Origin of the sequence: Klebsiella sp. P1954 (genome assembly GCF_018199955.1) — a bacterium.
Lineage (GTDB): Bacteria > Pseudomonadota > Gammaproteobacteria > Enterobacterales > Enterobacteriaceae > Klebsiella > Klebsiella pneumoniae.
The window spans coordinates 107346-130480 of sequence record NZ_CP073373.1 but is presented as its reverse complement, the minus strand read 5'-3'; the positions used below and the strand labels follow the sequence as shown (position 1 = coordinate 130480).

Sequence of the window (23135 nt, the reverse complement as noted above, 5' to 3'; positions counted from 1 at the left end):
GGATTGTTGAACACATGTCCAACTTTTTGTTACACTCGGCCAAAGCCAGATGACAGCGGGGTTCTATGCACTATTTACAACGTGATGCGCGACGGGAAGGGATTATGCAGGCCGCCATGCGCCTGGCGCTGCGCGGCGGCTTTGCCGCCATGACCGTGCGGCAGATCGCCCGCGAAGCCCAGGTGGCCGCCGGGCAGCTGCACCACCACTTCACCTCCATCGGCGAGCTGAAAGCGCAGGTTTTCATCCGCCTGATCCGCGAGATGCTCGACATGCCGCTGGTGGCTGAGGACGCCAGCTGGCGCGAGCGCTTGTTCTCGATGATCGGCAGCGAGGATGGCCGACTGGAACCCTATATCCGCCTGTGGCGCGAAGGCCAGGTGCTGGCCGACAGCGATCCGGACATCAAAGCGGCCTACCTGCTGACCATGAATATGTGGCATGCCGAGACCGTCGCCATCATCGAGCAGGGCCTCGCCAGCGGCGAATTTCGGTCGGCTGAGCCTGCGGCGGATATCGCCTGGCGCTTTATCGCCCTGGTGTGCGGCCTCGACGGGATTTATGCGCTGGACGCGCAGGCCCTGGATGAGGCGGCGTTTAGCCGCTATGTAAATAAGATGATTACGCTGGAGTTGTTTTAGGCATATTTACATTTAGTAACAATTAATTCCGCTACGCTTACCACGTGCTCTCTGTCAGCACGTTTTTTTTATCTACGCTTCATAGATAACGCAAATTAAGCGTTATTCACTATCCCCTTGTATTCAGCTGTTGACCTTATTTATTTACTCCTTTCCGGGCAAGTAGAGGGCAATATGTCGGTGCAGAATGATAAAGATAATCATTACCTTTTGAACAACTGGCGGCCTGAAAACAAGGCGTTCTGGGAAAATAAAGGCCAAGCCATTGCGCGAAGAAATCTATGGATATCAGTGGCCTGCCTGCTGCTTGCTTTCTGCGTATGGATGTTATTCAGCGCCGTAGCGGTGAATCTCAATAAGGTCGGTTTTCATTTCACCACCGACCAGCTTTTTTTATTAACCGCCCTGCCTTCACTTTCCGGCGCGATATTACGGGTCCCCTACTCCTTTATGGTACCCCTTTTTGGCGGGCGCTACTGGACCGTATTAAGTACCGTTATCCTGATCGTGCCTTGTATTTGGTTAGGGGTGGCAATCCAGAATATTACTACTCCGTTCTGGGTATTTATTATTATTGCGCTGCTGTGCGGTTTTGCCGGAGCGAATTTTGCTTCCAGCATGGGAAATATCAGTTTCTTTTTCCCCAAAGCGAAACAGGGCAGCGCGCTGGGAGTCAACGGCGGCCTTGGCAATCTGGGCGTAAGCGTGATGCAGATGGTCGCCCCGGCGGTCATCTTCCTGCCGCTCTTCACCTTTCTCGGCGTCCATGGCGTCACCCAGCCCGATGGTTCGACAATCACCCTGAGTAATGCGGCGCTCGTCTGGGTACCGCTGCTGCTGCTCGCCACCGTCGCGGCATGGTTCGGCATGAACGATATCGCCGGTTCAAAGGCCTCGATTCGCGATCAGCTTCCCGTGCTCAAGCGACCGCATATGTGGCTGTTAAGCCTGCTCTATCTGGCGACGTTTGGCTCGTTCATCGGCTTTTCCGCCGGCTTTGCCATGCTGGCGAAAACCCAGTTTCCCGCGGTCGATATCCTCAAGCTCGCCTTCTTTGGACCGTTCATCGGCGCGCTGGCGCGCTCGTTCGGCGGGATCATCTCCGACCGTCTCGGCGGCGTGCGGGTGACGCTGGTTAACTTCGTCCTGATGGCGCTGTTTACCGGCCTGCTGTTTCTGACCCTGCCAGGCAGCGGCTCCGGCAGCTTTCTCGCTTTCTACGTGGTGTTTATGGGGCTCTTTTTAACCGCCGGTCTGGGAAGCGGCTCCACCTTCCAGATGATCGCCGTCATCTTCCGCCAGCTCACCATCGACAGCGTAAAACAGCGCGGCGGCAGCGATGAAGAAGCGCAGCACGAGGCGGTCACCGATACCGCTGCCGCGCTGGGCTTTATCTCGGCGATCGGCGCCATCGGCGGCTTCTTTATTCCGAAAGCCTTCGGCACCTCGCTGGCGATGACCGGCTCACCGGTTGGCGCGATGAAAGTCTTTTTTGTCTTCTATGTGGTTTGCGTGCTGGTGACCTGGCTGGTCTACGGCCGCCGTAAACCCGCTTAACCATAACGATTTATCTGCCGGATAGCGGCTTACGCCTTATCCGGCCTTACGAGTTCGTTCGCTCATCCGGCCGGGTGGCACGATGCCGGACATCATCGGAGCAGGAGAAATGTCATGAGTAAACTTCTGGATCGCTTTCGCTACTTTAAGCAGAAGGGCGAGACCTTTGCCAACGGCCACGGCCAGGTCTACAACAACAACCGTGACTGGGAAGATAGCTACCGTCAACGCTGGCAGTTCGACAAAATTGTCCGCTCCACGCACGGTGTGAACTGCACCGGCTCCTGCAGCTGGAAAATTTACGTCAAAAACGGTCTCGTTACCTGGGAAACCCAGCAGACCGATTATCCGCGCACCCGGCCGGATCTGCCAAATCACGAACCGCGCGGCTGCCCGCGCGGCGCCAGCTACTCCTGGTATCTCTACAGCGCCAACCGCCTGAAGTACCCGCTGGCGCGTAAACGACTGATTGAGCTGTGGCGCGAAGCCCTGGCGCAGCATCCCGACCCGGTGCTGGCATGGGATAGCATCATGCAGGATCCGGCAAAAACCCGCAGCTATAAAGCGGCGCGCGGCAAAGGCGGTTTTGTCCGCTCCAGCTGGAAAGAGCTGAACCAGCTCATCGCCGCCGCCAACGTCTGGACCATCAAACACTATGGCCCGGACCGCGTCGCCGGCTTCTCGCCGATCCCGGCGATGTCGATGGTCTCCTACGCCGCGGGCACTCGCTATTTATCGTTGATTGGCGGCACCTGCCTGAGCTTTTATGACTGGTACTGCGATCTGCCCCCCGCCTCGCCGATGACCTGGGGCGAACAGACCGACGTGCCGGAATCCGCCGACTGGTACAACTCCAGCTACATTATTGCCTGGGGCTCCAACGTGCCGCAGACCCGAACCCCGGACGCCCACTTCTTTACCGAAGTGCGCTACAAGGGCACCAAAACTATCGCCATCACGCCGGACTATTCGGAAGTCGCTAAGCTCTGCGACCAGTGGCTGGCGCCGAAGCAAGGCACCGACAGCGCGCTGGCGATGGCCATGGGCCATGTGATCCTCAAAGCCTTCCACCTCGATAACCCGAGCGATTACTTTCTCAACTACTGCCGGACCTACACCGACATGCCGATGCTGGTGATACTCGAGCCGCGCGACGACGGCAGCTATACGCCGGGCCGTATGCTGCGTGCTTCCGACCTGCTTGACGGTCTCGGGGAAAGTAATAACCCGGAATGGAAAACCGTGGCCTATAACAGCGACGGCGAACTGGTGGCGCCGAACGGCTCCATCGGCTTTCGCTGGGGCGAAAAAGGCAAATGGAATCTCGAACAACGGGCAGACGGCAAAGATGTCGAGCTTAAGCTGTCGCTGCTGGATATTCGCGACAGCGTGGTGTCGGTGAGCTTCCCCTACTTTGGCGGCAACGAAAACCCGCATTTTCGCAGCGTAGCGCAGTCACCGGTGACCCTTCACCCGCTACCGGCTAAACAGCTGACGCTGGCCAGTGGCGAAAGCGGCCTGGTGGTCAGCGTCTATGACCTGATTCTGGCCAACTACGGTCTGGATCGCGGGCTTGACGATGTCAATGCGGCGAAGGATTTCGCCGAGGTCAAAGCCTATACCCCGGCATGGGCGGAGCAGATCACCGGCGTACCGCGTCAACATATCGAACAAATCGCCCGCGAGTTTGCCGATACGGCGCATAAGACCCACGGCCGCTCAATGATTATCCTCGGCGCCGGGGTGAACCACTGGTACCACATGGATATGAACTACCGCGGGATGATTAATCTGCTGGTATTCTGCGGCTGCGTCGGCCAGAGCGGCGGCGGCTGGTCGCACTATGTCGGTCAGGAGAAACTGCGCCCGCAGACCGGCTGGCTGCCGCTGGCGTTCGCCCTGGACTGGAGTCGTCCGCCGCGGCAGATGAACAGTACCTCTTATTTCTACAACCACGCCAGCCAGTGGCGCTACGAAAAACTGACCGCGCAGGAGCTGCTGTCGCCGCTGGCCGACGCCAGCAAATTTAGCGGCAGCCTTATCGACTTCAACGTCCGTGCGGAACGGATGGGCTGGTTACCTTCTGCGCCCCAGCTCAACGTCAACCCGCTGACCATTAAGCAGCAGGCCGAGGCCGCCGGGCTCTCCCCCGCGGAGTTCACCGTCCAGTCGTTAAAATCAGGCGATATTCGCTTTGCCGCCGAGCAGCCGGATAGCGGCAAAAACCATCCGCGCAACCTGTTTATCTGGCGCTCAAACCTGCTGGGATCGTCCGGTAAGGGGCATGAGTACATGTTGAAATACCTGCTCGGGACCGACAGCGGTATTCAGGGTGATGAACTGGGCGCCAGCGATGAGGTAAAACCTGAGGAAGTCGAGTGGCAGACCGCGGCTATTGAGGGAAAACTCGACCTGCTGGTGACGCTGGATTTCCGCATGTCCAGTACCTGTCTCTTCTCCGATATTGTCCTGCCGACCGCCACCTGGTATGAAAAAGACGATATGAACACCTCGGACATGCACCCGTTTATCCACCCGCTCTCCGCCGCCGTCGACCCGGCCTGGGAGGCGAAAAGCGACTGGGAGATCTACAAGGATATCGCTAAATCCTTCTCGCAGGTCTGCGTCGGCCATCTTGGCAAAGAGACCGATGTGGTACTGGTCCCGCTGCAGCATGATTCCCCCGGCGAACTGTCGCAGCCGTTCGAGGTGCTTGACTGGCGCAAGGGCGAATGCGATCTGATCCCCGGGAAAACCGCACCGTCGATTGCCCTGGTGGAACGCGACTATCCTGCCACCTGGGAACGCTTCACCTCTCTCGGCCCGCTGCTCGATAAGCTTGGCAACGGCGGGAAAGGCATTTCGTGGAATACGCAAAGCGAAGTCGATTTCCTCGGCAAGCTTAACTACGTCAAGCCCGACGGTCCGGCCAAAGGCCGGCCGCGGATCGACAGCGCCATTGACGCCTCCGAAGTTATTCTTAGCCTCGCCCCGGAAACCAACGGCCAGGTGGCGGTGAAAGCCTGGCAGGCGCTGGGAGAGTTTACCGGCCGCGATCATACCCATCTGGCGCTCAATAAAGAGGATGAGAAGATCCGCTTTCGCGATATTCAGGCGCAGCCGCGCAAAATTATCTCCAGCCCGACGTGGTCGGGACTGGAAAGCGAGCACGTCTCCTACAATGCCGGTTATACCAACGTGCATGAGCTGATCCCATGGCGCACCCTCTCCGGCCGCCAGCAGTTGTATCAGGACCATCCGTGGATGCGCGCCTTCGGCGAAAGCCTGGTAGCCTATCGCCCGCCCATTGATACCCGCAGCGTCAGCCAGATGAAGGCCGTGCCGCCAAACGGCTTTCCGGAAAAAGCGCTGAATTTCCTGACGCCGCACCAGAAGTGGGGGATCCACTCCACCTATAGCGAAAACCTGCTGATGCTGACGCTGTCGCGCGGCGGGCCGATCGTCTGGCTTAGCGAAACCGACGCGAAAGAGCTGGGCATTGAAGATAACGACTGGATTGAAGCGTTCAACGCCAACGGGGCTCTCACCGCGCGGGCGGTGGTGAGCCAGCGGGTGCCGCCGGGGATGACCATGATGTACCACGCTCAGGAACGGATTATGAATATCCCGGGTTCGGAAGTGACCGGTCGTCGCGGCGGCATTCATAACTCGGTAACCCGCGTCTGTCCGAAGCCAACGCACATGATTGGCGGCTACGCCCAGCTGGCCTATGGCTTTAACTACTACGGCACCGTCGGATCGAACCGCGACGAGTTCATCATGATCCGCAAAATGAAGAATATTGCCTGGCTGGATGACGAAGGTCGCGATCAGGTACAGGAGGCGAAAAAATGAAAATCCGTTCTCAGGTTGGAATGGTGCTGAATCTGGACAAATGCATCGGCTGTCACACCTGCTCGGTCACCTGTAAAAACGTCTGGAGCAGCCGCGAAGGCATGGAGTACGCGTGGTTCAATAACGTGGAGACCAAACCGGGCATTGGCTACCCCAAAAACTGGGAGGACCAGGATCAGTGGCAAGGCGGCTGGATCCGCGGCATTAGCGGTAAGCTGACGCCCCGCCTCGGCAATCGGGTCAGCGTATTATCGAAGATTTTCGCCAACCCGGTGCTGCCGGCGATCGACGATTACTACGAACCCTTTACCTATGACTACCAGCACCTGCACAACGCGCCGGAGGGCAAATATCTGCCGACCGCCCGCCCGCGCTCGCTGATCAGCGGCGAGCGTATGGATAAGATTAACTGGGGCCCGAACTGGGAGGAGCTGCTCGGCGGCGAATTCGAGAAACGCGCCCGCGACCGTAACTTCGAAGCCATGCAAAAAGAGATGTACGGCCAGTTCGAAAATACCTTCATGATGTATCTTCCGCGCCTGTGCGAGCACTGCCTCAACCCGAGCTGCGTGGCCACCTGCCCGAGCGGCGCCATCTACAAGCGTGAGGAAGATGGCATCGTACTGATCGATCAGGATAAATGCCGCGGCTGGCGGATGTGCATCAGCGGCTGCCCGTACAAAAAAATCTACTTTAACTGGAAGAGCGGTAAGTCGGAAAAATGCATCTTCTGCTATCCGCGCATTGAGTCCGGGCAGCCAACGGTCTGCTCAGAAACCTGCGTCGGGCGCATCCGCTATCTTGGCGTACTGCTGTATGACGCCGACCGTATTGAAGAGGCGGCCAGTACCGAACATGAAACCGACCTCTATGAGCGCCAGTGCGAGGTGTTCCTTAATCCAAACGATCCGGCGGTCATCGAGGAAGCGCTAAAGCAAGGGATCCCGCACAACGTCATTGAGGCGGCGCAGAAGTCTCCGGTCTATAAGCTGGCGATGGACTGGAAGCTGGCCCTGCCGCTGCATCCGGAGTATCGCACCCTGCCGATGGTCTGGTACGTGCCGCCCCTGTCGCCGATCCAGTCGGTTGCCGACGCCGGCGGCTTACCGAGCAACGGCAACATCCTGCCGGCGGTTGAGAGTCTGCGCATCCCGGTGCAATACCTGGCGAATCTGCTGAGCGCCGGCGATACCGGACCGGTCTTGCGCGCGCTGAAACGGATGATGGCGATGCGCCACTACAAGCGCTCGCAAACCGTCGAGGGCGTCACTGATACCCGGGCCATTGAAGAGGTGGGCCTCAGCGTTGAGCAGGTCGAAGAGATGTATCGCTATCTGGCGATCGCCAACTACGAAGACCGCTTCGTGATCCCCACCAGCCATCGCGAACTGGCGGAGGATGCCTTTCCGGAACGTAACGGCTGCGGCTTTACCTTCGGCGATGGCTGCCACGGGTCAGATACGAAATTCAACCTGTTTAACAGCCGGCGGATCGACGCCATCGACGTCAGCGGCGTGCGTAAGCATGGGGAGGGCGAGTGATGCGGATCCTGAAAGTGATCGGTCTGCTGCTGGAGTACCCCGACGAGTTACTGTGGGAGAACCGCGACGACGCCCTGGCGCTGGTCAGGGCCGATGTCCCTTCCCTGACGCCGTTTGTCAGTGAGCTGTTGACAGCTCCGCTGTTGGATCGCCAGGCCGAATGGTGCGAGGTGTTCGAGCGCGGGCGCGCCACCTCGCTGCTGCTGTTTGAACATGTGCATGCCGAATCCCGCGACCGCGGCCAGGCGATGGTCGACCTGATGAATCAGTATCAGCAGGCGGGTCTGCAGATCGATTGTCGCGAGCTGCCCGACCATCTGCCGCTGTATCTGGAGTATCTCAGTATTCTACCTCCCGCGGAGGCTCGGGAGGGGCTGCAGAATATCGCGCCGATTCTGGCGCTGATCGGCGGCCGTCTTAAGCAGCGAGCCTGCCCGTACTACCAGCTGTTTGACGCCCTGCTGGCGCTGGCTAAAAGCCCGCTCACCAGTGACAGTGTCACAAAACAGGTGGCGGGAGAAAAGCGCGACGATACCCGTCAGGCGCTGGACGCCGTGTGGGAAGAAGAGCAGGTGAAGTTTATCGAAGATAATGCGACCGCTTGCGATAGCTCGTCGATGCAAGCTTATCAACGACGCTTTAGTCAGGATGTGGCGCCGCAGTACGTTGACATCCGCGCCGGAGGCCCGAAATGATCCAGTATCTGAACGTCTTCTTTTACGATATCTACCCTTACCTGTGCGGCACCGTCTTTCTGGTGGGCAGCTGGCTGCGCTACGATTACGGGCAGTATACCTGGCGCGCCTCATCCAGCCAGATGCTGGATAAGCGCGGGATGGTGCTATGGTCGAACTTATTTCATATCGGCATTCTCGGCATCTTCTTTGGCCATCTCTTTGGCATGCTGACCCCACACTGGGTCTACTCGTGGTTCCTGCCGATGTCCCAGAAGCAGCTGATGGCCATGATCCTTGGCGGCGTATGCGGCGTGCTGACCCTGGTAGGCGGTATCGGTCTGCTGATGCGCCGCCTGACCAACCCGCGAATTCGCGCCACCTCCACGACCGCGGATATTTTGATCCTGTGCATTCTGCTGATTCAGTGCGCGCTGGGGCTGACGACCATCCCCTTCTCCGCCCAGCATCCGGACGGCAGCGAAATGCTCAAGCTGGTGGACTGGGCGCAGGCGGTGGTCACCTTCCACGGCGGCGCCTCGGCGCATCTGGACGGTGTCGCATGGATTTACCGCGTCCACCTGGTGCTCGGAATGACCATCTTTCTGATCTTCCCCTTCACCCGGCTGGTTCACGTCTGGAGCGCGCCGGTGGAATATTTCACCCGGCGTTACCAGGTGGTACGCTCCCGGCGCTGAGCGCTGGCGGCGTTTACCATTCATCCTTACCGGTAGCCCGGACGAGGCCTTCGCGCCAAGTTCGGGTATTTATCGTACCTGGCTCCAGGTTTTATGCCGGGTGGCGGCTGTCGCCTTACCCGGCCTACAGGGTCCTCTCACAGGCTCAAACCTCGCAGGCCCGCGCAAGCGCAGCGCCGCCGGGCAAGATATCAGGCACGGTACCTGTAATTTCGCCGGGTGGCGGCTGTCGCCTTACCCGGTCTACAGGGTCCTCTCACAGGCTCATACCCGTAGGCCCGCGCAAGCGCAGCGCCCGCCGGGCAAGATATCAGGCACGGTTCCTGTAATTTCGCCGGGTGGCGGCTACGCCTTATCCGGCCTACAGGGTCCTCTCACAGGCTCATACCTCGCAGGCCCGCGCAAGCGCAGCGCCGCCGGGCATGAGGAGATTTACTTTCCGGCTTCCGGATGGGTATCGAACGCCGCCATCACCGCCGCCAGCGCCGCTTCGCTGAAGCCATGTTTAGGATCGTCCACACCCAGGCCGAAACGGGTCTGCAGCGCTTCATACAGCGCGGAGACATCGGCAAAATCGATCTTCTCCACCACATGGTTATTCTCCCAGTGGGTAAAGTGGAAGTTGGTGAGGGTCATTTTGCCGCCGTCCGGCAGATGACGACACATCAGCAGATGGTGACGGAAGTGGGACTGCGGCCAGTGCGCCGACCAGAAGTTGCCCATCACATAATCAGACGCATACTGGCGGCCTAAATCGAAATGGTACATCGACTGCCAGTGTTCGTGATGGTTGAACTGCAGCGTCCACTCATCCCCTTCATGCACCAGACGATAGCTGCCGTGCGGCGTTTGCTGTGGGATATCGGCCAGCAGTTTGATCGGCGCGGTCAGCGTCTGGCCGCCGAAGCCGACGTCGGCGATCCAGCGCTCCCCCGCCACTTCCACCAGCAACAGACGGTGAGTACGCGGCGGCATCTGCGGCGGGTTGGCCAGCACCACGCGGCCCAGCAGGCTGCGGACGTTAAAGCCTATCTCGCGCAGCGCGCGCTCCAGCAGGCCATTCTGTTCAAAACAATACCCCCCGCGGCGGGCGGCGATCAGCTTCTCTTCCAGCGCCCCATCGTCAAGGTGGATTTCACGCGGCAGCAGGACGTCGAGGTTTTCAAAGGGGATGGCGCTGTTATGCTGCAGATGCAGTTCCCGCAGGGTATCAATGGAAACATCAGGCTCACCCGTCCAGCTCAGACGGGTAAAATAGGCGCGTAAAAAGGGACTCATCAGGGCCTCCAGCTGTAGGTGTCCGACATTTATAGCCTATTTTTCCGCGCCGACCGTCTTTTTTGTGCGCTTAGCGTTAACCGCACGTGCGGCGCTGCATCAGCGCCAGCGCCGTCAGCATCAGGACCAGACCGGTCAACAACGTCAGGCTGGCCATCGCCATGCCCTGACCGACGGAACCCTGTTCGAACTGGCGCCAGATAAACACCGCCACGGTTTGCGTACCGGCCGGAGAGAGCAGCAGCGAGGTCACCAGCTCCCGGGAGGCCACCGCGAACACCATCAGCATCGCCGCCAGCAGCGCCGGAAAGACCAGCGGCAGGACAATCAACCGCAGCGCCTGCAGTGGCGACGCCCCGTGCACCCTGGCGGCGGGCTCAAGGTTCGGGCCCAGCTGGCGCAGCGCGCTGCCGACATAGCGCACCGGCCAGGGCAACAGCAGGCAGCAATAGGAGAGCAGCAGCATCCACAGCGTGTTATAGGGCGAGCGCGGCCAGAAGGGCTGATTCCACAGCAGGATCAAACCGACCCCCACCACCACGCCCGGCAGCGCCGCCGGCATCAGCGACAGCGCGTCCACCATCCCGCGCCCTTTAATCTTCTGCACCATCACCAGCCAGGCGGCCAGCAGGCCCAGCGCGCCGACGATTAGCGCCGAACCCAGGGCCAGCGACAGGCTGGTGCCGAGGGCCGACAGGGCATCTCCCTGCTGGTCAAACAGCGCCGCGAAATGACGCAGTGTGACATTCTCAACACTCACGCCACCGGAGAGCGTGCCCATCACGCTGGTGAGCATCATCGAGACGGCGGGGACGCCGACCGCCAGGCCGCCGACGGCCGCCATCGCCAGCACGGCGGGCAGCGTCATCCAGCCCAGCAATGCCCCGTGGTTCTCCCCCGGCTTACCGGTGACGCTGGTGACCTCTTTCTCCCCCACCAGCCGCCTTTGCAGCCACCAGGCGAACAACGCCACCGCCATCAGCAGCAGCGACAATAGCGCGGCGCCAGGGAGATCCACCGGCCAGTCGGCCAGCTTTTTCTCAATACCGACCGTCAGCATCACCACTCCCGCCCGGCTGCCCAGCGCCGCCGGTACGCCAAACTCCTCGATGGCGAGGGTAAACGCCAGCAGCATCCCCGCCGCCAGCGCCGGAGAGAGCATCGGTAGCGTCACGTGCCAGAAGGCGCGCCAGGCGCTGGCGCCATGGACGCGGGCGACCACCGCCAGCCGGGTCCCGCTCGCCAGCAGGCTGCGGGAGACGGCAAAGTACACCACCGGAAATATGTTAAAGGTCATCACCAGCACGATCCCGCTGCGGCTGAACAGCAGATCGTTCAGCTGCCAGCCGGTCAGCTGCTGCAGATAGCCCTGGCTTTGCAGGGCCAGCATCCAGGAGAGCGCCGAGATATAGGGCGGCGTCAGAAAGGGGATCAAAAACAGGAGATCCCACAGCCGGGGCAGCGGCAGCGAAAACATACCGCGCAGGATGCCGAGCGGCAGGCCAATCATTACGCTGACCAGCGCCACGCCGGCGGCGATCCACAGCGTACCGCCGAGCATCGCCGGCAGCTGAGGATCGGCCAGCAGCGCCGGGATGCCGCCAAAGGCGTCCCCGAGCGAACCGGCGCTAAAATGGGGAAAAATCGCCTGCAGCAGAATAAACACTAACGGTAACGCGACCAGCATCACCAGGGCGGCAAGGGTCGCGCCGGAAAGGAATGTTTGTTTCACAACCGGTTCCTGAAGCTGAGGGTCCTCCGGCGGCCAGCGCCGGAGAAACGGGATCAATTACTGCGCGTACAGCTGACTGAAGCGGGCGAGCACGGCGCCCCGCTCGCTGCTGCCCTCGCTGGTGGTGGGTAGCACCTTCAGCGCGTCCAGTAGCGGACGTTTAGCCGCCACGTCGCGGCGGGCGGGCATCAGCCAGGCGTCGGCGACCTTCGCCTGACCTTCCGGCGACAGCACGTAATCGATAAAGGCTTTGGCCTCGCCGGGATGCTGGCTGGTTTTGAGGATCATCATCGGGCGCGGGGCAATCACCGTTCCGCTGGCCGGGAAGATCACCTTCAGCGACTCGCCCTGCTGAATATTGCCGTAGGAGACATAATCCACCGCGCCAAACACCGCCGCTTTCGCTCCCTGCATCACCGGCGTCACCGCCTGGGCGTTGGGTCCGCTGACTACCATGCCGTTCTTTTTCAGATCGTCAAACAGTTGCCAGGCCTGGTCGCCCATGCTGTTTTGCAGCCCGATCAGCAAATCCAGCGACGCGCCGGAGAGCGCCGGGTCGGGGGTGGTCACCTTGTCTTTAAACGCCGGCTGGGTGAGATCCCGCCACTCTTTCGGTTCCGGGGTGCCGCTTTTACTGTTCCAGACAATACCCAGGGCGGAGACGCCCTGGGCGATATAGTCCGCCGATTTCAGGTTCGCCGGTACCTGGTCGGCGTTGGCGCTCGCAAAAGGCAACAACCAGCCCCGCTGGTGCAGATCTTCGGCGGTATCCCATGAGGCGGAGATCAGCACATCCGCCTGCGGGTTGGCCTGCTCGGCCTCCAGTCGGGCCATCACTTTGCCGGTGGTGGCCTGAAAAACGGTCACCTTCACCCCGGTCTGTTGTTCAAAACCGCTGGCCAGGCTTTTCGCCAGCGAGCCGGGTCCGGCGGTGTAAACGGTCAGCGCATGGGCGCTGGAGAGCATCATGGCGGAGAGAGCCATCGCGAGTACCACTCCTTTCTTAACGGTCATAACGGTGTTCATGCAACTTCCCCTGAGGTTGGCGTAACGGCGCGGACAGCGGCCACGCGGCCCGCGGATAAATAGACAATCTGGTCGGCTAACAGCTCGGCTTCACGTCGGTCATGGGTGACATACAGGGCGGTGATGCCGAGCTGTCGCAGCAGGCGGCTCATTTCGCCACACAGCGATTCGCGCAGTTCGCTGTCCAGGTTGGAGAGCGGTTCATCAAACAGCAGCACCCGCGGCGCGGCGACGATCGCCCGCGCCAGCGCCACCCGCTGCTGCTGACCGCCGGAGAGGCCTGAAGGCTTACGTTCGGCAAAGCCGTTGAGGCCTACCCGCGCCAGCGCCTCGCTGACCCGGCGCTCGCGTTCGCTGCGGGAGACGCCGCGCATGCGCAGCGGAAAGGCGACGTTCTGCGCCACGCTCATATGCGGCCAGAGGGCATAATCCTGAAAAACCATGCCGATATCGCGCTGCTCCGGGGGCAATCCCCATCCTGCGCGGGCGACCAGCCTGTCGCCAAAGCGGATTTCGCCGCTGGCCGGCACGCTCAGCCCGGCCAGCAGACGCAGCAGCGTGCTTTTGCCGCAGCCGGAAGGGCCCAGTAGCGCCACGATGCGGCCGGGTTCGATATGCAACGTGAAGCGGTCAAGAATGGGGGTCTCTGCGAAGGCGAAAGAGACCGCCTGCAGGGTGATAGGGGTCAGCGTGCGCATCATCGCCCTCCCTTTCGGGACAGCGAGACCTGCCCGGCGGCCGACATCCGACGGGGCACGCTCACCTGGGATAGCATCAGGGGAGCCAACATATTGTGATCCTCTTTGGGACTTAGTGCTGGCGACTATAGTCAGACGAGATGACGTATTGATTACATTTTCATTGCGGCTTAACGTGTTACCTGCCAACCGACCCATTATTCAAGGAACGCCTATGAGCCGCTTTCGCCACGTTGAACTGCAGTACGCCAGCCGTCTGCTCAACCACGGCCCAACCATTTTGATCACCAGCTACGATGCCCCGTCCGACCGGCGCAACGTTATGGCCGCCGCCTGGTCAATGCCGGTGGAATTCGCCCCGCCGCGGGTGGCTATCGTGGTGGATAAAAGCACCTGGACGCGGGAGATCATCGAGCGCAATGGCACCTTCGGCATTGTGGTTCCCGGCGTCGCAGCCGCCAGCTGGACCTACGCCGTCGGCAGCGTCAGCGGCCGCGATGAGGACAAATTCAATGCCTGGGGGATCCCGGTAGTAACCGGTCCGGAGCTGGGGCTGCCGCTGATCGAGGAGAAATGTCTGGCATGGATGGAGTGCCGGTTGCTGCCGGCGACGGCGGCCCAGACCCAGTACGACACCCTGTTCGGGGAGGTGGTCTCTGCCGCCGCCGATGAGCGCGCATTCGTCACCGGACGCTGGCAATTCGACGACGATAAGCTCAATACCCTGCATCATCTTGGCACCGGCAATTTTGTCGCCAGCGGCCGTCATGTGCGGGCAAACTCCCTCGACGAATAAGAGTGACTTGCCGCGGGCGGCCGGTTTTCCCCTGCCCGGCCTGCGGCCCCCTTTTAACCCGGTGGGCGGCGGCGATCGGCGCTGGGGGTCAGGCCAAACACTTTTTTATACAGGGTGGTAAAGTGGTTGCTGTTGGCGAAGCCGCACAGATAAGCCACTTCGGTAATGGTCATCTCCGTTTCGCGTAATTTGACCCGCGCGGAGACCAGCCGCAGACGTTTCAGATAATTATCCGGGGTTAATCCGGTGGCCTCTTTAATATGGCGAAACGCGGTGCGGGTGGTGAGATGAAATTGCTCCGCCAGCTGCTGCCAGTTATGTTCTTCGAAACAGTGCTCCTGAAGCCAGGTGAGTAATTTATGCAGTTTATAGCGAGTGCTGCTATATTCGGCTTCCGACTCGGCTGTGAGAATGGTGGTCACCAGCTGGAAAAAGAGAGACTCCCGTAGCGGGGTATTATCCGCCGCCCTCAGCGCCGGGGAAAATATCTTTTCCACCAGTTCCCGGCAATAGCTGCGAGTCTCCGGCGCCAGCCAGCCATAGCAGGCGGCGCGCTGCGCGGATAATTGCTGCAGCAATCCCTCCATCTGCTGTAAATAGCCAAAGGCCACCGCCGGATTAATTAAGACATTAATCAGCTTCAGCGTCCCCAGCTCATCATAATAATGCACATCGCCAGGCTGGACGTAAAATACGTCTCCCTGTTGGATATACAGCGGGCGACCATTAATAACGTGTAACCCATGCCCCTCCTCGACGATCACCAGTTCGGCAAATTCATGGCCATGCTCCTGGCTATTATCCTCAGGGTCACTGGCGTACATGCCGAGCTTATCCTGGGGATGGGTGAAATAATACTCAACGGTCAGTGTCATCATTACAGCAAATCCTGAACAACCTATGGCGCAGGGGCACGATAATCTATTCCGGCCCTCGGCACGCGCCCGATGTGCGGATTTGTGATCGCCAGCGCCCCCACCTCATTATTCCTGCCATTTTCACTGACGGTTTGGCATTGCCAGAGTGGTAGCCGCGCCGGACGACGGCCTATGCTGCGCCTAACCTAACGGAGAGGACGCAGTATGTCACAAGCAATTCAATACAATTCCAGCGTGGCGATGATCCGTCACCCGCGCTTTTTACAGCGTGCGGCCGACCTGACGCCCGCGCTGCAACGCCTGCGCCAGACGCCGCAGGCCATCGTCGAGGCCGTCGCTGAACCAGGAGCGCTGAACGGCTGGCGGGGGAATACCGTCTGCACGCCGGAGCAGTTTTATCAGCAACCGCTCAACGTCGGCGACAGCATCATTATTGATTTTGGCAGCCATTTTGTTGGCTACCTGCAGTTCAGCTGCCGCAGCGTCGGCAGCCCGCCCGATGCCCCGGCCCATCTGCACTTCACCTTCGGCGAGACGCTGAGCGAAGTCTGTGAGCCGTTCAGCGAATACCAGGGATGGCTGAGCAGCAGCTGGTTGCAGCAGCAGGATCTGTGGCTTGACGTCCTGCCCGCCCGGGTCGCTCTGCCACGTCGCTATTGCCTGCGCTACCTGAAGGTGGAGGTCAAAGCGCTGTCGCGCAAGTTTCGTCTGCAGTTCGATGAGATCGCTCTGGAAACCGTCACCTCTGCCGGCAGCCCGCACCCGGCGGTCATCGCCGATCCGCAGTTGAAAGCCATTGATGACGTTGCCGTTCGTACCCTGAAAAACTGCATGCAGGAGGTGTTTGAAGATGGGCCGAAACGCGACCGTCGGCTGTGGCTGGGCGACCTGCGCCTGCAGGCGCAGGTGAATGACGTGACCTTCGGCCACCACGATCTGGTCCGCCGCTGCCTGTATCTCTTTGCTGGCCATACCCGGGAAGATGGCATGGTTTCCGCCAATGTCTTTGTTCAGCCAGAAGTACGCGCCGATGACACCTTTCTGTTTGATTACTCATTGTTTTTTGTCGACGTGCTTTATAACTACCTGCAAAGCACCGGCGACACGGAAACCGTCGGTGAGCTGTGGCCCACGGCGCGGCGGCAAATCGAGCTGGCGCTGACCCGCTGCGATTCTCAGGGGCTGGTGCGCGACAGCGATGACTGGTGGGTATTTATCGACTGGCAGGCGGAGCTGAATAAACAGGCCTCGGCGCAGGGGGTGCTCATCTACTGTCTGCAGCGCGCCCTCTGGCTGGCGCAGCGTTTTGAACCGCAGCGGGTACCTGACTACATTGCCACGCTCTGGCAGCTGAAGGAGGCCGCCCTCCACCACCTGTGGGACAACGAGCGGCAGGTGTTTATCAGCGGCGCCGTGCGTCAGGTCTCATGGGCGTCGCAGATCTGGCTGGTGCTGGCGGAAGTTGGCACCGCCGGGCAGCGTCAGGCGCTGATGCGCCGCCTGCAGCAGCAGCCGCCCGCCATTGCCATGAACACCCCGTACCTGCGTCATCATCACATTGTTGCCCTGCTACAGTCCGGCCTGCGCGAGGAGGCGGTGGCGGAGATCAAAGCCTACTGGGGGGCGATGGTCGCCTATGGCGCCGACACCTTCTGGGAAATTTTCGACCCCCAACATCCTGACTTTTCCCCGTATGGCAGTAAGCTTATCAACAGTTACTGCCATGCGTGGAGCTGTACCCCGGCCTGGTTTATTCGCCAGTACGGACTTTAACAACAACGATAAGCGAGTGATTTATGGCAGAAACAACGTTTACCCTGTGGCGGCAGCGCTTTGGCTATGGCATTGCCGATCTCTCCTGCAACCTTGTGTGGCAGATGATCTCTCTGTATCTGATGTTCTTTTACACCGACGTCATGGGTCTCCCGGCCTATTATGTCGGCCTGATGTTCCTGGTCACCCGGCTGGTAGACGGCGTGGCCGACGTGCTGATGGGGCTGGTGATCGACAATACCACCACCCGCTGGGGGCGCTGCCGCCCCTGGCTGCTGATCGGCGCCCTGCCTTTTGGCCTGCTGTGTATTCTGGCCTTTTATGTGCCGGATTTCGGCACCACCGGCAAACTGCTGTACGCCTTTGTCACCTATCTGTGTCTGTCGTTCCTCTACACCCTGGTGAATATTCCGTTCTGCGCCATGCTGCCGTTTTTAACCAGTGATTCCGCAGAACGCACCACGCTGTCGGCGGTGCGCATTTTGCTGGGCTCCCTTGGCGCCACCATCGTCGCCGTGGCTACGCTGCCGCTGGTCGGCATGCTAGGCAAAGGCAACCAGCAGCAGGGATTCCTCTATACCGCGGTGATTTTTGGCGTACTGGCGGCCTTTTTCCTGCTGGTGAGCTTTCGCAACGTCGAAGAAAAGATCACCCTTACCGGGGAGCGCATGACCCTGAAACGCGCCTGGATTAGTCTGCGCGCCAATCGTCCGTGGTGGGTCTTCGCCAGCAATATCTTTCTGATGTGGGGTGCCTTTTTCTTTCAGACCGGGGCCCTGGTGTACTTCTTCCATTATTACGTCGGGAATACCGAGCTGACGGCGGTTATCGCCGGGATCTCCACCTTCGTTCCCCTGCTCGGCACCCTCACCGTCCCGCTTCTGGCCCGACGCATGAAAAAACGTCATGTCTATCTGGTGGCCAGCGCGGTCAATCTGCTCGGGATGGGGATTATGATGGTGTCTGGCGCCCACGTTCTGGGACTGATCGTCGGGGCCGTGATCCTCTCCCTCGGCGCCGGCCAACGCACGGCTATCTATTTCTCGATGCAGGCCGACCCGGTGGATTACGGCGTGTGGAAAACCGGGATTAATACCGCAGGGATCCTGACCTCGATAAACGGTTTTCTCGGCAAGGTGGCGATGGCTGGTGCCGGGGCTATCACCGGCGTGCTGCTCTCCTCCAGCGGCTATATCGCCAACCACACGCAGAGCGACAGCGCCCTGTTGGCCATCAAGGCCTGCTATCTATACATTCCGGCGCTATTGATCCTCGCCTCGATGCTGTGGATGGGCCGCTTCTACCGCCTCGACGATCAGTATGAGCAGATTCGTGCCGACCTTGATGCCGGACGCGGCGCCTCGCCAGCCCCGGCCCCGACCGCCGGAGAATCCCCCGCCATGTAAGGCGCCCCCGCTGATTTAACCTCTGGATAAATTAAGGATTTTTATGCGTATCTCTGTGATTAGCGCAGCGGTTTGCTGCGCCCTTTTTCCGCTCATCAGCGTCAGCGCCGCCGGCTTGAGCGTGGAGCAACGGCTGGCGCAGCTGGAAGCGCGCCTCAATCTCGCTGAACAGCAGGCCAGCGAGGCCAGCCGCCGCGCGCAGCGGGCAGAACAGCAAACTGCCGCCGCCGAGCAGCGCGCCGCGGCGGCGGAGCAGCAGGTGCAGGCGCTCAGCCAGCAGACCACGGCTCGCGAACAAAAACAGCAGGCCACTAATCAGCAACTGAGCGAGCAGCTGGCGAAGCGCGTCCCGGACGATGGGTTTACCTTTAACGCCTACGCCCGTTCCGGGATGTTAGTCAACAGCCATGGTAAAGGCGCCCGCGGCGGGCCGGGCGTCTCCCCGGCCAGTTCGCTCAACGGCGATGCCCATGTCGGTCGTCTCGGTAACGAAAAAGATAATTACGCCGAGCTGAGCTTTGGCAAAAAGCTCACCTTCAACGATGGCTCATGGGCGCGCTTCAAGACCATGCTCGCCGACGGGGCCACCAACCCGGATCCGTGGGTTCAGGATAACGACAGCCACCATCTGAACATTCGTCAGCTGTACGTCGAGATGGGTAACTTTGCCGAATTCACCGGTCCGTTAAAACGCGCCTCAATTTGGGCCGGCAAGCGCTTTGATCGGGATAACTTCGATATCCACTTTACCGATAGCGACATCATGTTCCTCGGCGGTACCGGCGGCGGGATCAATGATGTCGACTGGGGAAGCGGCCTGCGCGGCGACTATTCGGTGTATGCACGTAACTTCGGCGACCTTGGCAGCGATAATTACGCGGATAATGACATCCAGAATCTGCTGTTCACCGCCAACCATTTTTACGGCAACTGGCAACTTATGACCACGGTGATGACCGCCCAGGGCAACGATGATCTGAAAGATAATACCTCGACCACCGGGAGCTATGCCCTGCGCAGCGATAACACCGCCAAAAACGGCTACTACGCGATGCTGGCCCTCCACGACAAACAGCAGTTCTACGGCCTGGCGCCGGGGGTGTCTGAAAGCGCCCTGCAGTACGGCGTCGGGCTGGGCGCCGAAGCGCGTCAGCCGGGGAGCGATGGCGATCTGACCGAGAACGCGGCCTCCCTGCGCTTTGCGTCGTATGGCATCCTGCCGTTGGGGAAAAACTGGCAGCTGGCGCCGTCGGTGATAGCCCAGCATAGCGAAGACCGCTATCACGACGGCGACCGCTACGACTGGGCGACGTTTAACCTGCGGGTATCACAGGGGATCTCCGCTCACTTCGCCCTGCTGTATGAGGCCTCGTGGCAGTATATGGATCTCAATCCGAACGGGCGCAGCTATCGCTATAATGACAACGTTTATCAGTATCAGGCGGTGCGCGGTGATTTCTACAAGCTGACCTTCGCCCCCACCTTTAAAGTGGGTGATGTGCTGGATATCAAGGCGCGGCCGGAAATCCGCTTCTTTGCCACCTGGATGAACTGGGATAAAGCGCTGGATCGCTACGCGATAAATGACGATTTCGGCAGCAAAGGCTTTACCGCTGGCGGGACATGGAACTTCGGCGTGCAGACGGAGATTTGGTTTTAATCAAACGGCCCGTCCGGCTCAAATGCCAGGACGGGTTGATTTAAATACACGCTGTTACTTTGTCACTATGCCAGTGCTGTATGAAGTAATATAAACTTATAAAATAAAAACCATAACAGGCTAAAAAGATAAAGGTTGTTTTTATAATTCCAACAGGTGACTTTCGTTTTTTCTCAACGATGAGAAGATCGTGAAACCTTTCTTGCTGTTGTTCTGGTGTTAAATTATCAACTATTTTATTTTTTATATCATCGTGAATCTTTTTAAACGTTCGCTTTTCACCTGGAAAGCTACCGTGTAGAAGAAACAAAAAAAATAAAGAAAAGCATAACGAATGCTAATATCCGAATACTGGGCTCAGTTACCCCCCAGCATCCAAGGGTAGCAATAAACAACCAGATACCATGAGTGTTTACTCGCGCTCTAAACCTATCAATATGAGCGCTGTATTTCTTGATTTCTTACAAAATAGAATCGTTGGTTTCCATACGTAATGCACTCCTTTTTAAAGGCCCCGGTTACGAAAGAGGGCAAACTCTGCCATTTTCCTTGCGAAGAATAACCTTTCAAACAACCTTCAACAAGTTGATAATCAATGGATTACCCTGAAGCAATAAAAGCAGTTTTCTGGCTGCACCGGTTGGGTGACGTCGTTTCGTTTCCCAGCTTTTAACCAACTCGTAGCTAACGCCAACGGCCGCTGCAAAGTCCTGCTGTTTTAAACCTGTGGCTTCGCGTATCGCTTTCACGTCAATTTCGCTGAAGGTATGAACGTGCTGCTCCTTCGGCATTTGTTCACCTTTCTCGATCCTGACCATTTCTTCTGCACTCGCCAGCAGATCGGCAAACAATTCGTCTTTCATACCCACCTCGGTTGGCTCTCTGGCGCTTAGGATAGATGAACATGCTGTTTCTCTCAGTGCGTCGCCGGAGAAGCCCCTCCCCGGGGGCGGCGCAAAGCGCCTTGCCCGGGCTACGGAACTGCAGACCGCTGAGAGCGCGTAGCCCGGACAAATGCGCAGCATCGCCTCCGGGTGTCGGGTTACATGCTATAACCCGGCTGCTTAATCAACTGCGCCATCTGCGGGGCGATCTCACTGTCCCACACAGCCTGCCACGCGTCCGGCTCAATCTGAGTGAGTGCGACGCTGACGGCGCTCTCTTTGCTGTTCAGATGGCGGATCAGCACCTCAGTGATGTCGGCGGCCAGCGCGGTTTTTTGTTCATCAGTCAGTTCACGGGGAAAACATTTAATATCAACATGCGGCATAGCAAAGACTCCTTGTGATGAGAGCCATAACGCTACCACAGAATGGCCGTTCTGGTTGGCATCGCATGCGTTAAATCAGCTTGTTACGGCGTAGCGCCGCGGCCAGCTCCGGTCGCTGACAGACCGCCCGGGCGATGGCGGCGAATTTTGGCGCGTGGTCGTCAAACCACGCCTGGCGGGGTCCCCAGCGGTACATCGCCGCGATATAGCAATCCAGCAACGTTACCGACGCGCCCAGCGCCCACGGCCCGGCGGCCAGCTGCTGTTCGAACCAGAGATAGAGATTTTTCCGGTACTGGCGACAATTCTCCACCAGCTGCTCCGCGGCGGCGGGCGCCCAGCGTTCCGGGTAATCGGCATAGGTAAAGGTAGGATAGACATTGGCCACCAGCCAGACCAGCAGGCGCTGAAACTGCGGACGCTGTAGCGTCCCCGGCGCGGGGGCCAGATCGGGACGCTGGTCGAGGATCATCAGCGCGATGGCGGCGGTTTCGGTCATGATGCTCCCGTCGGCCAGCCTCAGGGTGGGCACCTGGCACAGCGGATTAATCTGCCGCAGACGCTCGCGCGCCGGACCGGGCTGGTCAAAGCCCTCCACGTCAACCACCTCGTAGGGAATATCGGCCAGGGAGAGCATCAGCTCGCTAATCGTCGAGCCCCATCCCGGCACGCCATAAACGGTTATCATGGTCTGCCTCCAGGGTAAAGCCTAAGTGTAGGCAGAAATTTGCCGCTCACCCACCCGGCACACCATGCCACTGGGGGTTAGTAGGTTATCCCCGGAGGGTTGACCACCGACTGCGCCACCGCTTCGCCCTGCTCCCCCCAACGCGCCAGCACCTGCTGATATTCACCGCGGGCAATCGCCCCGTCGAGAGCTGCCTGCAGGGCATAGACCAGGCCGTTGCCTTTTTTGGTGGTTGTCGCCACCCACGCTTTTTTCGGCCCCAGGCCCACCACCCGGGTCTGGCCGTTAAGCGCCGCTTTATAGGCTGCCACCGACTGCGGGCCGAAAAAGATATCCGCCCGCCCGGACTGGATATAGAGATTGCCGGAGGCATCATCGGTCAGGTAGACCGGCTGGGCCTGCGGCCGTCCGGCGGCGCGGTTGTCCTCGTTCCAGCCCAGCAGGATCCGCTCCTGATTGGTGCCGGACCCGACGATCACTTTGCGCCCCGCGAGATCGGCGGGTCCGTTTACCGCGGCGATGTCGCTGGTGGATTTCACCGAGAAGGCCAGGGAGTCCACCCGGTAAGTCGCAAAATCGAACTTCTCTTTGCGCTTCTCGGTTACCGCGATATTGATCAGCGCCACATCGTAGCGGCCGGAGGCGATGCCCAGCGGCCAGTCCTCCCACGCGGTGGGCACCAGCCTGAGCTTCAGGCCAAGGCTTCCGGCCAGCAGGCGGGCTATATCCGGGTCGCTACCGATCCGCGTGCGGTTGTCGCTGGCCAGCAGGGCCAGCGGCGGCGAATTGAGCGCCGAGATCGCCACCGTTAGCGTCCCCGGCTCGACGAAGCGATAGCCCGGCGGAATTTTCGCTATCGCCTGCGGGTCGCGGGTGACCGGCAATGGCTGCTCATTGGCGCGCAGATCCAGCGCCGCGTAAGCGCTCATGGCAAAAGCGCTGAGAACAAGGGTCATTAGCGCTC

Annotated in this window: 19 protein-coding genes; 10 read left to right on the top strand and 9 right to left on the bottom strand. The window is 59.7% G+C overall.

Annotation, left to right across the window (positions count from 1 at the left end; all coding sequences use genetic code 11):
* Positions 1-65: 65 nt before the first annotated feature.
* The 6 genes from KB890_RS00665 (at position 66) to narI (ending at position 8966) form a co-directional block, all read left to right on the top strand.
* Positions 66-641, top strand: coding sequence for a TetR family transcriptional regulator (locus KB890_RS00665; RefSeq protein ID WP_004888643.1), 576 nt, complete (start codon positions 66-68; stop codon positions 639-641).
* A 174-nt stretch (positions 642-815) separates the two neighbouring features.
* Complete coding sequence (locus tag KB890_RS00660; RefSeq protein ID WP_004151231.1) at positions 816-2198, top strand: NarK family nitrate/nitrite MFS transporter; 1383 nt, start codon at positions 816-818, stop codon at positions 2196-2198.
* Between the two features lie 114 nt (positions 2199-2312).
* Entirely contained in the window at positions 2313-6053 is a 3741-nt protein-coding gene (locus tag KB890_RS00655) for a nitrate reductase subunit alpha (protein ID WP_004180105.1), read from the top strand.
* A complete protein-coding gene (narH, locus tag KB890_RS00650) occupies positions 6050-7594 on the top strand; it encodes a nitrate reductase subunit beta (RefSeq protein WP_004148517.1) in 1545 nt (514 codons plus the stop codon). Before KB890_RS00655 ends, narH begins: the two co-directional genes overlap by 4 nt.
* Positions 7594-8289 carry a nitrate reductase molybdenum cofactor assembly chaperone gene (narW, locus tag KB890_RS00645; RefSeq protein ID WP_004180106.1) on the top strand — a complete coding sequence of 232 codons (696 nt, stop codon included), beginning with the start codon at positions 7594-7596 and terminating at the stop codon, positions 8287-8289. Before narH ends, narW begins: the two co-directional genes overlap by 1 nt.
* Entirely contained in the window at positions 8286-8966 is a 681-nt protein-coding gene (gene narI, locus KB890_RS00640; RefSeq protein ID WP_004180107.1) for a respiratory nitrate reductase subunit gamma, read from the top strand. Before narW ends, narI begins: the two co-directional genes overlap by 4 nt.
* A 432-nt stretch (positions 8967-9398) precedes the next feature.
* On the opposite strand, the gene nhoA is transcribed toward narI, so the two are convergent.
* From nhoA to KB890_RS00620, 4 genes are all read right to left on the bottom strand, one after another.
* On the bottom strand, positions 9399-10244 hold the full coding sequence (gene nhoA / locus KB890_RS00635) for an N-hydroxyarylamine O-acetyltransferase (protein WP_020324752.1): 846 nt from the start codon (positions 10242-10244) through the stop codon (positions 9399-9401).
* A gap of 76 nt (positions 10245-10320) precedes the next feature.
* Positions 10321-11976 carry an ABC transporter permease gene (locus KB890_RS00630; protein ID WP_020324758.1) on the bottom strand — a complete coding sequence of 552 codons (1656 nt, stop codon included), beginning with the start codon at positions 11974-11976 and terminating at the stop codon, positions 10321-10323.
* A gap of 57 nt (positions 11977-12033) precedes the next feature.
* The gene (locus KB890_RS00625) at positions 12034-13002 is read right to left on the bottom strand and encodes an ABC transporter substrate-binding protein (protein ID WP_004189830.1); all 969 of its coding nucleotides are present in this window, start codon (positions 13000-13002) and stop codon (positions 12034-12036) included.
* Positions 12999-13703: an ABC transporter ATP-binding protein gene (locus KB890_RS00620; protein WP_016946398.1), complete on the bottom strand. Its 705-nt coding sequence runs from the start codon at positions 13701-13703 to the stop codon at positions 12999-13001. The genes KB890_RS00625 and KB890_RS00620 overlap by 4 nt, the downstream gene beginning before the upstream one ends.
* Positions 13704-13914: 211 nt before the next feature.
* On the opposite strand from KB890_RS00620, the gene KB890_RS00615 reads away from it, so the two are divergent.
* On the top strand, positions 13915-14496 hold the full coding sequence (locus KB890_RS00615; protein WP_004151228.1) for a flavin reductase family protein: 582 nt from the start codon (positions 13915-13917) through the stop codon (positions 14494-14496).
* 53 nt (positions 14497-14549) lie between these two features.
* On the opposite strand, the gene KB890_RS00610 is transcribed toward KB890_RS00615, so the two are convergent.
* Positions 14550-15374 (bottom strand): helix-turn-helix domain-containing protein, encoded by an 825-nt coding sequence (locus KB890_RS00610; protein ID WP_004180112.1) that lies wholly within the window; start codon positions 15372-15374, stop codon positions 14550-14552.
* A 204-nt stretch (positions 15375-15578) separates the two neighbouring features.
* On the opposite strand from KB890_RS00610, the gene KB890_RS00605 reads away from it, so the two are divergent.
* Genes KB890_RS00605 through KB890_RS00595 form a run of 3 tightly spaced genes read left to right on the top strand, consistent with a single transcriptional unit; the run spans position 15579 to position 20213 of the window.
* A complete protein-coding gene (locus KB890_RS00605; RefSeq protein ID WP_020324726.1) occupies positions 15579-17147 on the top strand; it encodes an alpha-L-rhamnosidase-related protein in 1569 nt (522 codons plus the stop codon).
* Positions 17148-17170: 23 nt separating this feature from the next.
* Positions 17171-18553 (top strand): MFS transporter, encoded by a 1383-nt coding sequence (locus tag KB890_RS00600; RefSeq protein WP_004180114.1) that lies wholly within the window; start codon positions 17171-17173, stop codon positions 18551-18553.
* 43 nt (positions 18554-18596) lie between these two features.
* Positions 18597-20213, top strand: coding sequence for a carbohydrate porin (locus tag KB890_RS00595; RefSeq protein ID WP_004180115.1), 1617 nt, complete (start codon positions 18597-18599; stop codon positions 20211-20213).
* 566 nt (positions 20214-20779) lie between these two features.
* On the opposite strand, the gene nadS is transcribed toward KB890_RS00595, so the two are convergent.
* From nadS to KB890_RS00575, 4 genes are all read right to left on the bottom strand, one after another.
* Positions 20780-21076, bottom strand: a complete 297-nt coding sequence (nadS, locus tag KB890_RS00590; RefSeq protein ID WP_004180116.1) for a NadS family protein — start codon at positions 21074-21076, stop codon at positions 20780-20782.
* A 179-nt stretch (positions 21077-21255) separates the two neighbouring features.
* The gene (gene pptA, locus KB890_RS00585) at positions 21256-21483 is read right to left on the bottom strand and encodes a tautomerase PptA (RefSeq protein ID WP_004180117.1); all 228 of its coding nucleotides are present in this window, start codon (positions 21481-21483) and stop codon (positions 21256-21258) included.
* Between the two features lie 70 nt (positions 21484-21553).
* The gene (locus KB890_RS00580) at positions 21554-22171 is read right to left on the bottom strand and encodes a glutathione S-transferase family protein (protein ID WP_004180119.1); all 618 of its coding nucleotides are present in this window, start codon (positions 22169-22171) and stop codon (positions 21554-21556) included.
* A 77-nt stretch (positions 22172-22248) separates the two neighbouring features.
* The gene (locus KB890_RS00575) at positions 22249-23100 is read right to left on the bottom strand and encodes a transporter substrate-binding domain-containing protein (protein ID WP_014343117.1); all 852 of its coding nucleotides are present in this window, start codon (positions 23098-23100) and stop codon (positions 22249-22251) included.
* Positions 23101-23135 lie beyond the last annotated feature (35 nt).

Bases quoted from the DNA above. Each gene is read 5' to 3' on its own strand.
- KB890_RS00600 (WP_004180114.1), top strand. From the start codon at position 17,171: ATGGCAGAAACAACGTTTACCCTGTGGCGGCAGCGCTTTGGCTATGGC.
- KB890_RS00625 (WP_004189830.1), bottom strand. From the start codon at position 13,002: ATGAACACCGTTATGACCGTTAAGAAAGGAGTGGTACTCGCGATGGCT.
- pptA (WP_004180117.1), bottom strand. From the start codon at position 21,483: ATGCCGCATGTTGATATTAAATGTTTTCCCCGTGAACTGACTGATGAA.
- KB890_RS00610 (WP_004180112.1), bottom strand. From the start codon at position 15,374: ATGATGACACTGACCGTTGAGTATTATTTCACCCATCCCCAGGATAAG.
- narW (WP_004180106.1), top strand. From the start codon at position 7,594: ATGCGGATCCTGAAAGTGATCGGTCTGCTGCTGGAGTACCCCGACGAG.
- KB890_RS00605 (WP_020324726.1), top strand. From the start codon at position 15,579: ATGTCACAAGCAATTCAATACAATTCCAGCGTGGCGATGATCCGTCAC.
- KB890_RS00580 (WP_004180119.1), bottom strand. From the start codon at position 22,171: ATGATAACCGTTTATGGCGTGCCGGGATGGGGCTCGACGATTAGCGAG.
- KB890_RS00595 (WP_004180115.1), top strand. From the start codon at position 18,597: ATGCGTATCTCTGTGATTAGCGCAGCGGTTTGCTGCGCCCTTTTTCCG.
- KB890_RS00655 (WP_004180105.1), top strand. From the start codon at position 2,313: ATGAGTAAACTTCTGGATCGCTTTCGCTACTTTAAGCAGAAGGGCGAG.
- KB890_RS00575 (WP_014343117.1), bottom strand. From the start codon at position 23,100: ATGAGCGCTTACGCGGCGCTGGATCTGCGCGCCAATGAGCAGCCATTG.
- KB890_RS00660 (WP_004151231.1), top strand. From the start codon at position 816: ATGTCGGTGCAGAATGATAAAGATAATCATTACCTTTTGAACAACTGG.
- nhoA (WP_020324752.1), bottom strand. From the start codon at position 10,244: ATGAGTCCCTTTTTACGCGCCTATTTTACCCGTCTGAGCTGGACGGGT.
- KB890_RS00615 (WP_004151228.1), top strand. From the start codon at position 13,915: ATGAGCCGCTTTCGCCACGTTGAACTGCAGTACGCCAGCCGTCTGCTC.
- nadS (WP_004180116.1), bottom strand. From the start codon at position 21,076: ATGAAAGACGAATTGTTTGCCGATCTGCTGGCGAGTGCAGAAGAAATG.
- KB890_RS00665 (WP_004888643.1), top strand. From the start codon at position 66: ATGCACTATTTACAACGTGATGCGCGACGGGAAGGGATTATGCAGGCC.
- KB890_RS00620 (WP_016946398.1), bottom strand. From the start codon at position 13,703: ATGATGCGCACGCTGACCCCTATCACCCTGCAGGCGGTCTCTTTCGCC.
- narI (WP_004180107.1), top strand. From the start codon at position 8,286: ATGATCCAGTATCTGAACGTCTTCTTTTACGATATCTACCCTTACCTG.
- narH (WP_004148517.1), top strand. From the start codon at position 6,050: ATGAAAATCCGTTCTCAGGTTGGAATGGTGCTGAATCTGGACAAATGC.